Source organism: Desulfosarcina widdelii (assembly GCF_009688965.1).
Classification (GTDB): Bacteria; Desulfobacterota; Desulfobacteria; order Desulfobacterales; family Desulfosarcinaceae; genus Desulfosarcina; species Desulfosarcina widdelii.
Genome location: NZ_AP021875.1, coordinates 5,833,275 through 5,846,313 on the forward strand (window position 1 = coordinate 5,833,275; position 13,039 = coordinate 5,846,313).

General features: G+C 46.4%; 16 protein-coding genes and 1 pseudogene. 4 read left to right on the top strand and 13 right to left on the bottom strand.

The window, feature by feature from the left end; all coding sequences use genetic code 11:
- Window positions 1-54: 54 nt before the first annotated feature.
- The gene (locus tag GN111_RS26770) at window positions 55-588 is read right to left on the bottom strand and encodes a glycine cleavage system transcriptional repressor (protein ID WP_155306679.1); all 534 of its coding nucleotides are present in this window, start codon (window positions 586-588) and stop codon (window positions 55-57) included.
- 95 nt (window positions 589-683) lie between these two features.
- Here GN111_RS26770 and GN111_RS26775 point away from each other — a divergent pair, with 95 nt between their 5' ends.
- Complete coding sequence (locus GN111_RS26775) at window positions 684-1,178, top strand: regulatory protein RecX (protein WP_155306680.1); 495 nt, start codon at window positions 684-686, stop codon at window positions 1,176-1,178.
- Between the two features lie 13 nt (window positions 1,179-1,191).
- Here the strand turns inward: GN111_RS26775 and GN111_RS26780 are convergent, their stop codons facing one another.
- The 10 genes and pseudogenes from GN111_RS26780 to GN111_RS26825 all read right to left on the bottom strand — a co-directional run bounded on the left by GN111_RS26780 (window position 1,192) and on the right by GN111_RS26825 (window position 8,419).
- Window positions 1,192-2,064, bottom strand: coding sequence for a hypothetical protein (locus GN111_RS26780; RefSeq protein ID WP_155306681.1), 873 nt, complete (start codon window positions 2,062-2,064; stop codon window positions 1,192-1,194).
- Window positions 2,065-2,071: 7 nt separating this feature from the next.
- Window positions 2,072-2,656, bottom strand: a pseudogene (locus tag GN111_RS26785) (DsbA family oxidoreductase); the annotation flags it as partial.
- Between the two features lie 143 nt (window positions 2,657-2,799).
- Window positions 2,800-3,897 carry a tyrosine-type recombinase/integrase gene (locus GN111_RS26790; RefSeq protein ID WP_155306683.1) on the bottom strand — a complete coding sequence of 366 codons (1,098 nt, stop codon included), beginning with the start codon at window positions 3,895-3,897 and terminating at the stop codon, window positions 2,800-2,802.
- A gap of 605 nt (window positions 3,898-4,502) precedes the next feature.
- Window positions 4,503-5,177 (bottom strand): hypothetical protein, encoded by a 675-nt coding sequence (locus GN111_RS26795; protein ID WP_155306684.1) that lies wholly within the window; start codon window positions 5,175-5,177, stop codon window positions 4,503-4,505.
- A gap of 86 nt (window positions 5,178-5,263) precedes the next feature.
- A complete protein-coding gene (locus GN111_RS26800) occupies window positions 5,264-5,578 on the bottom strand; it encodes an HIRAN domain-containing protein (protein ID WP_155306685.1) in 315 nt (104 codons plus the stop codon).
- Window positions 5,579-5,972: 394 nt separating this feature from the next.
- Window positions 5,973-6,203 carry a hypothetical protein gene (locus GN111_RS26805; RefSeq protein WP_155306686.1) on the bottom strand — a complete coding sequence of 77 codons (231 nt, stop codon included), beginning with the start codon at window positions 6,201-6,203 and terminating at the stop codon, window positions 5,973-5,975.
- A gap of 39 nt (window positions 6,204-6,242) precedes the next feature.
- Entirely contained in the window at window positions 6,243-6,719 is a 477-nt protein-coding gene (locus tag GN111_RS26810) for a hypothetical protein (RefSeq protein WP_155306687.1), read from the bottom strand.
- 3 nt (window positions 6,720-6,722) lie between these two features.
- The gene (locus tag GN111_RS26815) at window positions 6,723-6,911 is read right to left on the bottom strand and encodes a hypothetical protein (protein WP_155306688.1); all 189 of its coding nucleotides are present in this window, start codon (window positions 6,909-6,911) and stop codon (window positions 6,723-6,725) included.
- Window positions 6,912-7,197: 286 nt separating this feature from the next.
- Entirely contained in the window at window positions 7,198-8,004 is an 807-nt protein-coding gene (locus GN111_RS26820) for a zincin-like metallopeptidase domain-containing protein (RefSeq protein ID WP_155306689.1), read from the bottom strand.
- A gap of 127 nt (window positions 8,005-8,131) precedes the next feature.
- On the bottom strand, window positions 8,132-8,419 hold the full coding sequence (locus tag GN111_RS26825; RefSeq protein ID WP_155306690.1) for a hypothetical protein: 288 nt from the start codon (window positions 8,417-8,419) through the stop codon (window positions 8,132-8,134).
- 316 nt (window positions 8,420-8,735) lie between these two features.
- Here GN111_RS26825 and GN111_RS26830 point away from each other — a divergent pair, with 316 nt between their 5' ends.
- From GN111_RS26830 to GN111_RS26840, 3 genes are read left to right on the top strand one after another with little or no spacing between them, the layout of a single operon-like run.
- The gene (locus tag GN111_RS26830; RefSeq protein WP_155306691.1) at window positions 8,736-9,413 is read left to right on the top strand and encodes a hypothetical protein; all 678 of its coding nucleotides are present in this window, start codon (window positions 8,736-8,738) and stop codon (window positions 9,411-9,413) included.
- 12 nt (window positions 9,414-9,425) lie between these two features.
- On the top strand, window positions 9,426-9,680 hold the full coding sequence (locus GN111_RS26835) for a DUF4258 domain-containing protein (protein WP_155306692.1): 255 nt from the start codon (window positions 9,426-9,428) through the stop codon (window positions 9,678-9,680).
- 10 nt (window positions 9,681-9,690) lie between these two features.
- Window positions 9,691-9,996 (top strand): winged helix-turn-helix domain-containing protein, encoded by a 306-nt coding sequence (locus GN111_RS26840; protein WP_155306693.1) that lies wholly within the window; start codon window positions 9,691-9,693, stop codon window positions 9,994-9,996.
- Window positions 9,997-10,313: 317 nt separating this feature from the next.
- On the opposite strand, the gene GN111_RS26845 is transcribed toward GN111_RS26840, so the two are convergent.
- Complete coding sequence (locus tag GN111_RS26845; RefSeq protein ID WP_155306694.1) at window positions 10,314-11,816, bottom strand: hypothetical protein; 1,503 nt, start codon at window positions 11,814-11,816, stop codon at window positions 10,314-10,316.
- Between the two features lie 732 nt (window positions 11,817-12,548).
- Window positions 12,549-12,986, bottom strand: coding sequence for a methylglyoxal synthase (locus GN111_RS26850; RefSeq protein WP_197740431.1), 438 nt, complete (start codon window positions 12,984-12,986; stop codon window positions 12,549-12,551).
- Window positions 12,987-13,039: the final 53 nt, after the last annotated feature.

A 13,039-nucleotide genomic window follows, 5' to 3' on the forward strand; every position in this document is an offset into this window, starting at 1 on the left:
GAGGACCGAGTATTCCGCGCGTTGCTGCGATCCGCATGCTTTTCAGAAAAAGTTTCAGCCGGCGGACAGGGCAATATCGACATTCAACTCGTCGGCTACTTCGACCAGACCTTCTTCCAGAGTAGTCATGGCGGTGCCTTCGGGAATCTGAACCCGAATATCCATCACATACATGGCGGTGCCGCTTTCCGGAGAGGGTTTGACGCTGGACCTGAGGTCCACGATATTGACTCCCTTGAGCGATAGAAATCGGCTGATTTTATAAACGATACCCGAGTGATCCAACCCTTCCACGTGCAGGGATCGGGTGAAAAATCCATTGGTAGGTTTCGCTTCCCGGGGCTCCAAGGGTCGCAGGAAGGCGGAAATGTTTTTCTCCAGTTCCAGGCGGCGGCAGGCTTTGGAAAGGGGGGCGGCAACATCCGCCGACTCGGCGGTAAACAGAAGGATCAGGGTGAATTCTCCGGCCAGCAAGGTCATGGAGGTGTCTTCTAGTTTGCAGCCGTTTTCAAAAAGAATTTCGGTGACATCGGCGGCAATGCCGGGTCGGTCCTTGCCAAAAGCGGTCATGATGAATCGTTGCGTCATGGAATCTCCTGTATGCTGGTTTTATCTACCGTTGGCTATGCCATTTCCCGTTATCCGTCAAGAGATTGTGCCAAGTTAAAAACAGTATAGCGATAATGAACGACGAAAACCGATCCCGACCGGCCGGTGCGAGGAGGTCAACGCAATCCGAAGCCTTGCAAAGTGCCTTTCGCATTCTTGCCCGCCGGGACCACACCACGGGTGAGCTGGCGTTGAAGCTTCGCCGTAAGGGATATGATCGTAAGGCCGTCGATGGCGCGCTTGAACGCTGCCGGGACCTGGGGTACCTGGACGATGCCCGCACCGCCCGGACGATGGCGGACCATCTGGTCACACGGGGATATGGCCCCTTGCGGATTCGCCAGGTATTGGTTCAAAAAGGTCTGGAGGAAACCCTGGTCGAACAGGTCATGGCCGAATGCCAAAGTGAAGACGACCAGGTGCGCGCCGCCCAAAAGGTGTTGGGAAAAAAAACCTCCCGGCTGCATCGGGAAAGTGATCCCTGGAAGCGCCGGCAGATCGCCTACCGGTTTCTGTCCGCGCGGGGGTTTCCCTCAGCCGTCGTGAACCGGGTGATCGACGATATATAACTTTTTGCGGGGGCTACCGGCGCAAGTATGAAAAGTCCGCCTTGGGCCGCCCCACAAAGCAGGAGCGGGTAAATCCGTAGCGTTTGATGATGGCCAGGGCCTGCCGCGCTTCGGTTAAATTGCTGCCGAAATCGAAGAGCCAGTGGCGGCCCTCGACAATTTTCCAGCGGTTATTGATTTTGCTGACCCTAATTTTTACCGGATCGAAGGCCACGCAGTCCTCTCCGGCCATCGGGCCTTCCGGGACCCCGCCTTTGGCCAGCAGATAGGCAAACGATGGATCGAGCCGCCCGACAAAGCAGGAACGGTTCATCCGGTAATGGTTAATGACCTGCAATGCCTTTTGGGCCGCGACCCGGTCGGACCCGAAATCGAACAGCCAATGGCCGCCGTCAACGATCTTCCACCTTCCGTTGATCTGCTCGAGTCCGATCGTCGAAGAATTGAAGGCGATGCAATCCTTTCCCCGTTCCGGTTGTGCCTGCGGCAGGGTCCTTGCGGCGGCCTTAACGGTTTTCTTCCGAACCCATCTGGAGCCTTTGAAGCCGCCGGTGTTTTCCACGGATCGGAGGACGGTGCCCTGATTTTTGACTTCCAGCACCAGCTGCCCGGCTCCGGATGACCGCCCTTTGGGAACGGCGGCCCACTTACCGGTGATGCGGCCATCAAGGATACTGCCGCTGAACACGTTGGCCCAGGCCGGCTGTCCGCTGTAATCGGCTTCGCCGTACCAGTGAAGCTCTCTGCCGATCTGGCGCAGGTAGTAGGTTCCCCCGTCGTTGCAGGACCAACTGCCGGTCAGGTTCGCCCAGGCCGTCGCTATCGGTATCGCCGCCAGGACGATGGCCGTCAGCAGGGTCACTTTCATGCGGCAGCATGTATTCATTTTTACATTACCTCGATTCGTTGTTGCTGGATGACCTTCTGATAACGCCGGCCGATGTGAGCATGGATTCCAGGGCCTCATAGGACAGGGCGCCCACCAGCCGCCGGTCGCCAACCATGAAGGTCGGCACGACGGTGATTTCCATTTCGCGGCAGCGCTGCCAATCCCGGTCCACCGCCTCACGATAGGTGCGCCGATCCAGAACCTTTCGGGCCGCTGCGGGGTCCAGGCCGACGCCCTCGCATATCCGGACCAGGATTTCCGGAAGGGCGATGTTCTCGCCGCGATGAAAATAGGCCAGAAATACGGCCATGTGAAACGCATCGCCCCGCCCCTGGTCCTCGGCCCACTTACCCAGTTCCTGGGCCAGTCGGCTGTTATAGGTCATCTGCCGGTCGCCGAAAGGCAGGTTCAGCTCCCGGGCGACGCGCATCAGGCGGTCCAGTATGGCGGGGATGTCCACCGGCTGCCCGGCGAAAAGGTCCTGCAGGGATCGGCCCTCCTGCGGCGTTTCGGGATGCAGGGGAAATGCCGTCCAGGTGACGGTGATGTCAAAGTTCGCTTCGAGTTGTTCAATACGCCCGGTACTGAAGTAGCACCACGGTCAGATGTAGTCGGAAAAGATTTCTAATGTAATAAAATCATTATGTTGCGTCATCTTTAATCCTTGTCATTTACCTGAAATTTTAGAAAAAAATGGGTTCAAAATAGTTCCCCAATAGTTCCCCAGGAGCCCTATTCGTTCCCCACTTTCAACTTCTTGTCAAGTGCGTTCCTGCGAGCCGACAGGTCTATCTTGGCGTAGTGCCTGACCGATGACAGGTCTTTGTGGGCGGTGGCAAGCTGAACGTCGTGAAGGTTGTATCCGTATTCATTGACCAGTTGGGATGATGATGAATGTTTGGTCCCTTCGTAGAGAGAACACTCAATACCTGCTTTTTTACAATGTCTTATCCACTTGGCATACAGGGCTTGTCTAATGTAATGCTGGCTTTCTCTGGTTGATTTCGGATTGACAAAGAAGAAGGGACTGCCTAACCACCACTCTTGTTTGCGGAGCCAATCAATCCAGGGTTCGTAATCTTTGGCACAAGGGACCAATACTGCTTCACCGGTTTTGGTGGTATTCATAACCTGTCCGTTTACCATAGTGCGATGAACATAAAATACGCCATCTTTGTAATCGGACTTTTGTAGGGCACACGCTTCTGATGGTCTACGTAAGTGATACTTCAGCCAAAATAAAATGGCTTGGTCGTGCTTTGGAAAGGTCCTGATAAATTCCATTTGCTCTGCTTCAGTCAACCACCTTATGTCTCTTGGTTTATCAGCGTAATGATGTGCTTTTGGGAATTCTGGTAATGTATCAATGTAATGATTTGTTTTCGCGTAAATAAGAACCTGCCGAAGCAACTTCATTCGCAGTCGCTTGGTGGTGTTTTTGCCATCCATTTGATTCAAAAATTCAATCAACAATTTATAGTCAATCTCGTGGATACTGATAGGTTTATCTTCAAAGAATGGCTTCAAATGATTTTCAGCGATACTTTCATAACTATCGATTGTGCCTGGTTGAGCGTACGACCTAACGTCAACTAACCACTCATCAATAATTGATGAGACATTGGTCTTCCCTTTCAAGTATCTTTCCAGGTCCAAGACACCACGTTCTTCTTCGGAACGTAGAACGGCTAATAGGCGGTCGGCAAGGTCCTTGCTGGTCAAAGGCAGTCCAAGGTAGTTGTAAATTTTTACTGATTTTTGTCGGTTTTTGTCGTACCAAGAAATGAAGTATTTGTCTCTGTCTTTGCGATAGAGGATTTTTCCCTTCATACATAGTCCTTTCAATTCTAATTTCTTCACGGAGCATAAGTACCCCCTTTATTGTTATGGCAGGCCCTGTGCCGGTCAGTTCCGGTGAACGGCTTTATGCCGTCCGTGGCGTGCCCAGTCGCTCAATGGCGACCTTGTGAAGCCGGAGCATCGCTCCGACTCCTGTTCAGGCCCGAGGTGTTCAGGCCTGATAGTTTTAAGAGATTCCGCTCAATGGGTGTCCGAAATAATCACTCTTGGTGTCCGAAAAACACTGGGCAGGTGTCCGAAAAATGAGTGAAAAAGTAGTAGAAAACCGGACATAGAATAATAAAGAATAATAAGAATAAAAATAATACTATTTGAACGGTTTACTTGTTGATTCTGAAATACGGATTTCTCACAACAAGTATCCCGGTCAATGAGAGTAGTGTACCGCTTGGCTTGATAATGAACTTTTACAAGATGAACTGTAAAATACGCTCGTGTTGCCGGCATACTATGAAGTCCAGTGTTCCGATGTCTACGAATAGAACTGACACAGGAATGAATGATAAGCCCGGCCCGCGTGTATTTTCCTGATAAAGCCAATCTACTATTTCTTTCACATAATCTTGAAGCAGGCATTACACCACCACCGATGGATTCACGGAAACCTTGAATCGGTCCTGGATGAACCAGTGTTCCTTCCTATCCTTGTGAGTTCCGAAAATACAGACAACATAACGCTGGCCATCGAAGGATTCATTCGCGTGGATGATTGCGGTCTTAATAATTCCATCATCTGATAATGTTTTGATGTGGTCTGATACGGTCGATTTACCAATCTTCAATGCCGTGGCCACTACCCGCGTCGGAACACAAGACGCCAGTAATCCCTGCTGGTAATAACGCTGATAAAGATGGTGTGGGTCATTTTTCATTTCCGCCCGGACAATGTAGCGACCAAGCCAAACGTATGTCCTGAACCAACCCTTTTTCATCAGACCATTACGAAATTCTGGATTGTCCAGTACATCGTAAAATAATGGGAAATGCTGGTCGGTTTCGATTTTATGGGTGCTCTTGGCTTTCCCTTTTACCTTCGCCCCAGTTTTTTTCTTATTTGCCCAAATCTTGGCTTTCTGCCGTTCCTTTTCTTTTCTCCAATCCGGGCGACCGAATCTATCAATGTACAAACTATCTGAAATGGGTTCATTACCATCCCAAATTTTATCAGGCATTTCACCATTCCAATACTGTTCTTTTTCCCGCCGATAATACTCTTCAATGGGCACTCTTGGCCCTGTTCTTTGAGTCATACTCCTTCCCCCTTCTTGTTGATTCAGGCGTCTCCTGACGCTCTGGTGCCCCGTAAAAGAAGGATTCGGGGCACTATGGCTATTGATTACTGGGTTTCGACGATACGGACTGTCAAACCGACGTTTTCATAAGGTGCGTATTCATTGATACAGATAAACTCGGCCAGAAAATTCCTGCCAGCATCCATCAACGGTGCGACCTTTTGGGCAACCCGGCTCGGCAAGTAGCCCATTTCATAAATGCCAAACAGGCTGATACGCACAGCGTTGGAGTCGTGTGGATTGTCTGGCTCACGAATAACGGCATATGTGCCGATGTCGGGACATCCCCACTGGCGGATGTTGGACTGGCAGTTGTCGAACGTGACGCCGGCCAACCTTGTGGTCAACGGTTGAAACATAGGTGTTCACCCCCTTTGCCCGCAATTTTTTCGGCGGGCCTGAAAATTATAGAAATACGAAAACACCAATGGATTGACTTATACAGCGTCCGGTGCCTTCAATAACGATTACGATAGAATGGAAAATGATGAGAGAATACGAAATGTCCCGATGATACGGGTAATGTGGGGATACGGGTTGACGTGTATCGTAATTTATCCTATCCGGCATTTTCCTTTCCCACCCTTTTTCAGAACCACCTAAAAGCGGTCAGGTCTCGCAAGGGTGAAACGAAACTCTGCTTATTGATGTTTTGATGTATGGACTTGTATGAGCATATGATAATAACGATTTTCGATTTGTCAAGTATTTGGAAGTAATTTATTCTCATTAGTTCAATTGTAGTGAGAACATTTATTTTTCGTCATTTCTTAACAACTTCAATTCCGGCGTCTCATAAGCCAATGGCGGTCCTTCATCGAAATCTGGGTCTCTATACAGGGACATAATGGACTCGGCCCATTCTATATCACCATCAAAATCTTTCAGCACTTCCTGATATTTGGCGTCGTACTTAACCTGCCTATTCTTCCTGGCAAGTCGCAAGTATCCCAAGCCATAAGTATAAATCTTTCTTATCTTCATAAGTTAATGACTCCATCTGTGAATGGGTTATTAAGTAAATCAATCCCACATCCCGCAGAATCCTTTTTCCAGCGAGAACCGATTACACTTGGGGCAGAGATAGTAGGTCGTGTCAATTCCGCAGATGTATTCCTCCTCTTCAATGTCGTCGCCAAGCAAATCGTCAAGGTCCAACTCATCATCGTCCTCATCTGGATTGTCTGGTTTGGCATCCTTAACAGGCTCTGGATGATTTTCAAGGTCTGGGGCACTGTGAACCGGCCTTCTTTTTATCACTGATTTTCGACGTACTTGCCCAAGGCTTGGGTCGCTGTATAGAACTACATGGATGCCTTTACAACTTGGGCAGTGGAGCAGAACTGCGTTTTCATTGATGCTGACCAACTCCCTACAATCCCGGCAAAGAGCCGGGGCCAAACTAATTCCCTTTTCCCGGTAAATCGGATTCATACCGAAGCCCCACTTTCCATAGGCTTCATAACCGCATTTACATCTGAAATCCGCAAAGGTTCCCATTTTTCAGTCCTCCTTACCGTTTATTATTTTCCAGTAGTCGTCATCTTCATTTTCTATTTCCTTTTGAATACGGTCCTGTTCCTGCCGTTCTCTGCTGATTGATTCAGACAACGGGCCAATTATCATCCAATCCTGCCAGTCGGGACCGTCCCAGAAATCATTTACACCATCGTCTATAAAGTCATCGTACATCCGGCACCTCCTTTTTTCATCTGTTCGATTTCCATCATCACCTTGGCCTTACATTCATGGCAGATGGAATGCGAAATCGGGTCTTTCATATCCTTTGAGGCAAGACATTCTTTTACTCCCATTTCCTTGCTACACCAGGCACACACGATACGATAAATCATTGAAGCCCCCGACATCAAAAAAGGCGTCCAGGGGGCCGTAGAAGCCCAGCAAGACGCCTTTCTTGTTTATTTGATAGGTTGTATTCGTTGAGCCAGAACTTCTCATAGACCGCTTTACACTTGTCTCACGCAACCATTCGGTCGGGAAGCACTAACTCTTCGAGGTTGTTGTAAAGAATCAGGTTCAACACCTTCTCTGTGTCGGCCAGCACTTTCAGGCAGGCAGTATGGACGCTCATTCCCAACTGGGTGGCATACCGTTCGATGTAGCGAAAGTTATTGCCGGTGGTGTCCTCGATGGATTTGCCCACAATCATTGCCAAAGCCGATGCCGATAGTTCAGCCACAATCTCTTGAAGCGGGTCCTGGCCCGGTCGGAGATTGCCCTTCACGATGTGATGACCGGCGTGGGCCAGCTCATGGAAAAAGACGCACTCGTGATTTGTGGCCAGAGAAATTTCCCGCCGGCCGGACGAATATAGGCCGTAGTATCGATAATTGCCTGGAATGGCTTTTACGGAGATGCCCCAATCACGGGCACGGTCCAACAATGGCAGGTCAGGGACTTCGAGGTTTTCGTATTCCAGTGGTTCGCCGTCCGTGTCTTCAACTCGAAACACTGGGGAGACGCCGAAGCCCAACAGTTTGGACTGGTTCTCGCCAAGGTCATCCTCGACGTGCTTGAAATAGGGCACCAGGATGTATAAGGCCTTGGTCCCTTTCTTTACGTAGCGATTGACGCTGTTCCACTGGCGTATGCCACGGGCATCCATTGAGCCCGACAGAAAAACCAATGTGCGGTTCAGCAGGCTCCACCCGGAGCACGGGAGGTCAGGGATTGGAAACATGGAATAGGCGACCGCCTCGGGAATGTCGCCAGATTCAAAGCGTTCGATAATCTTGTTAAGGGTCTCACGGACTTTGGGCTTCATAGGAAGTTCCTTCCCGCCAACGCAAAAGGGCAGTCCTGCTGGATAAGCCGGAAACTGCCCTCTCTTTTGGCTTAATTTGTAGGTTAGGAGATTTTTCCGTACGTACGGAAAACACTTGGATGGTATGCTATTTCCAGCATCTCAACCGGTAATGCTGGTAATATAGGTGTTCGTGGCACGGCTGTTTGGAATCCGAAATTTCGGTAATCCATCCCCGCTGTTCCATTATCCGCTTGGCACGGAAAATGGCGTCTTCGTAGTGGTCGTGTCCATTGATACGGTGCTGGTTCTCAACCAGGTGGGAGTTGTTGATGTTCCGCCACCGACCATCCCCATCACGGATTTTCGGGACGTTCCAGGTGGTGTGGTTGATTGCACGGGCGACAAACTGACAGATTTCAACTGACCTTGGCATTGTGCCTCCTTTCAAACGCAAGAAGGCCCTGGCCAATAAAGACCGGAGCCCTCGGAAATGTATGCCCCATAGGGGGGCGGGTATAAAAAATCAGAGGCGGAATGCCTCTATCTCGCTATACTGGGACCCAGAGACACACACTTTGGTTTAATAGGATTGTATGACTACGATTGAAATTATTTTTAATTCAATATTTTAAGCTTGTTATAAATTTTTTGAGATTTTTTAAGGTGGTTTTAATTTTCCGCTTGACTTTTTTTCGCTTATGCGATTATATACCTATGCTACTTCACGCTAATGCGAAAGGATTTCTTGAATGAAAACAAAATCTAAAAATTTAGACAGACTTCCAAAACACTGGTCCCATCAGCGAAAGTTGTTAAATGAGCTTTTGCTCAATACAGATGCGTATAAGGAAAATGTTAAAAAAGGCCTTCCCTTTTTTACATTAGAGGAACTGAAAGCTTTAAACTCAAAATTCAAAAGTGGAATAACATGGAATGAGATTGATGCCAAGTTGTCACAGAAAGGAATGATTTTTAAAAAGGCAACGTTCAGGAAATATATTCAGGAAAAGAAAATTCCACAAGCTATAGGGTACAGAGCAACAAAAAAAGGTCGTGAGGCTTTTTATCCTTCGTCTACAATTGGGCATATTAACTTTATACAATATATATATCGCATCGCTGATAATGAAATAATCAGTGAAATTTTAGATGCTTTATCCGAAGAAACCATCAATGTTAAAGAGGCCATTGAAGAAAATATCGATAGCGGTAATTTACGTGAATCGGTTTTTTATTATCTACGTGGCATGAGTTTCCCAGATGATGATATTGAAGAAGCAATTGAAGATGTATTACAAGATGACCCAGAATTTAAAGATTTGGTTTTCGTAAAACTCAAAGAGATATATAAAAATTTTAACGATAAATTTAACGAATGGGAGAGTTTACTAACTGATTACGAGATTCCAATATCAAACCAAAAATAATTGAGGATAGCTATGAAAACACAATTTACGGACCATGCGAAAACCCGATTCCAACAAAGGGGTATAAACAGAAGTGTTATCGATTATATATTTCAGTATGGTGATAAAGAACATGCTCCAGGTGGAGCATTTAAAATTTCACTGACGAAACGTAATAAAGCAAGGCTCATTAGTTCTTTAAAAAATGAAATAAAGAAAATTGAACGTTCCAGTGATGTCATTATAGTTCAAAAAAACAACATTATTATAACTGGTTATCATAAATAAGGAGCGAAAAATGTATCCTGCTTATGAAGAAATTCAAAAACCGTTTTTAAAAGAAATAATTAGAAGGGGTGGCAGGACAAGACCTTCAGATAGGAATGAAAATGGATTATCGATGTACGATGCTTTAGCCGATTATTTTAATTTATCGAAAGAAGCTCGTGAAATGACGATTTATGAAAATGGTAAAGCACGGTTTAAATGGCATAATATGGTAAGATGGGTAAGAAATGATTGTAGGAAAAATGGATATCTTGTTTCACCTTCAAGACATGGAATATGGGAAATCTCTGAATACGGCAAAAGAATTTGTAAATAGAATTATGATTTACTGTAGTGTTTTATTATTCGTCCTAACTGTCCATTGTCCATAAACTGTGAACATAAAAATTACAGACGAGCCCAACCATTACTGGCCAGGCTTTCCGTAGGCTTTTCGCCCTGTTTCGGGCTTATTTCAGGCTATTTATTGCTACGGGCGATGTGTTGACCGCCAGACGCAACGGTCCTAAAAGTGTAATCGCCATCCCCCTGTAATCACGCTTATTTTACACTTTTCAGCGTTTTATGACACTTTCGCATTACACTCGTTATTACAGTCGTACGGGTGCCTGTGCCACTCACTTTCAACTGTAATTAGGCCATTGCCTCGGCCATATTATTTTCCGTTTCCTCATTACCTTCATCAGTATCATCGGCCCCACTTTCAACGGCAGATTGTTTTTTTCTTTCTTCAATAAGTTTTGCCATTTTTATCATTCTATTTTCCATTTCCTCTATTGTCATTTGTGACTTTTCAGGTTCTGATAATGCTTTTAGCCATTCATCACACTCTTTACGTTCTCTTTTACGAATGGAAAGTTCGTTGCTCAAACGTTCAATCATACCATCTAATTTTTCTTTTCGGTCTTCGACTTTTTTTATTTTTGGAGCACGTTTTTCAGGTGTTAGTTTTCTAACCTCGTCTATATTTGGTAAAGATTGACCTTTTCCATTGCTCTCTGATTTGGTTTTTAATTTGCTTATTTCTTCTCGCAGTTGCTTAACCGTATAAGATTTTTCAACGGTTGCTTCGATAAGTTTCTTTTTATCTTCGGCATTTTCAACGTATGTCAGATATACTTTATGACTATGGCCCAGTTTTCCGTACGTACGGAAATTATCAAAATCCTTTTCATCGACAGCCAGTTTAACAGAATTATAGAGCCAGGTTTTTGCAGGAGCATAGCCTTCATTATTCAGCCTTTCGAACAGTTCAATTAGAGACCTGTTCTTAAATCGTCTCCCTTCTCTGGCCCAGTCATAATTCCCTGCGTAAAACGTTCCGATGAGATATTGTCCCACTTTCAGCATAGCGTTATTGTCATCTATCAATCCCTTTACGTGGGAGCATGCGGTTTCGACTAAACCATTATCAATTACGGACTCCTGTTCAGGGACAAGCGTAGCATCCAAGAATTGTGCGATGGCATAGGCAATGGCTTGCGATGAAAAATCAATGCTGTCAGCATCACGCACACCTGTAAAAGCGAATTCCAACTGGACGGATTTAACACCTGCAAGGCCAACCTCGGGATTTTTAAAATACTGATTCATGTTGTTGGCACTGGCACCGCGATAATTGCCCGAATTTTCGTTGGTTTCCACGGTAGATATGCCATTCTCTGTGAATAGCCGAACCAATTGATTGGCCTTTTCCGCATCCATCGAATGTCCATTGCCATTGCCCTGGCCGTAGCCAACCAAACACTTGGCATCACCGTAAGCGTATTCCTCTTTTTCCTTGGCAAGATTTTCGTCTTTAATCCCGTGAATCCAAATTACTTGGGTTTTACCAGGTTCATTGATAAAGTTTTTAATTTTTTCCAGATAGTTATGGTGTAATTTCGCTTGTTCCTTATTATTTAAATCTAAAATTTTATCATCTTTACTCGGTTTCTCAATCGTACCATCATCAAGTTCTTTGGGCTTGCGATACACTTGATTGACAATAGCGTGGCAATCGAGTTTCTTCCTGATTTCACGGGTCAATATGCCGGTGTTTTCATCATCGTCTGAATGACCATGCGGTGCGATGAGAATGATATTGGTATTCGTTTTTCCTTCGTGAATTTTGATTTCCAGCAGTTTGTTCGGCATAATAGCCCCCCTTTTGATTAAAATATAGTTGTGAAATCTGGAACTTAAATACAGGAGTAGTGCCATATGCTATATCGCCCAAAACACGCCGAACATTAGAAATTTATGTATAAATACAATATGTTGTATTATTTATAGCGGATGGGTCAGGATATAGTGGTTATACAATGAAAGGATAGAAATGAAGGGCAGTTTATTGGGACGGGGGATTGGGTAGGGTTGGTGGAGTAGGGGGCAGAGCCTTCAGTCCATAGCGGAAGGAAGGCTTCATAGTTCCCCAATTTAGTTCCCCATTCGTTCCCCAAGCCGGGAGTGTGAGTAAAAATTCCCAATGAAATCATTTCATTAGAAGACCACATCAATACGCCCGGTACTGAAGTAGCACCACGGTCAGATGTAGTCGGAGAAGACTTCCAATATCGCATTTTCCACTATTTAACGGCCTTTCTTTCCGGTCTTTCCCAAAAAACTGATAAAAAATCAGGTTTGTTTTTCGTGTCATTTTTTGTGGCTTGATGTCAAGCAATGCATCGAAAAGAGATGCAGTCTCGAAACCTGTTTCGATGCTATGAAATCTCTAACAAGAAGAAAAATGGAAGAATTCTTGATTGAAGATTTTGGGAGGAAATGCCTGCCAAACTGTCTTTCTGCAAGTAGTCGGGATGATGCGGTAAAGTAACAGCTTCGTTGCTCCAGGGGTGGAGCGCCCCATTTTGGGAGCTACAATTAACTTCACTCCAATGGCCGGCGGATATAACCGCTGAAATCCTTGACCACTTGTTCGTAATCGGTGTTGAACCAGGGGCTGGTGATAAAAAAGTCGGCCGTGGCCCGGTTGCAGGCGGTCGGGATGTTGTAAAGCACTGACATGCGCAGCAGGGCCTTGACATCCACGTCGTGGGGCTGGGCCGACATGGGATCCCAGAAAAAGATAAGAAGATCCAGTTCACCTTTGGCGATCATGGCCCCGAGCATCTGATCGCCGCCTAAAGGACCGCTTTTCATCCGGGTGATCGCCAGTCCGCACTGGTCGGCGAGCAGTTTGCCGGTCGTTCCGGTGGCGAATAGCTCATGTTTGGCCAGTGTATCCGCATTCTGGCGGACCCACATCAAAAGGTCCTGCTTGCGCTCGTCGTGCGCCACCAGGGCAATGCGCTTGGTCGCTTTCATTTGTCTATCCCAAATGTTTGTTCTTGATTGCGCCGGTTTTCGAAAATCGCCGG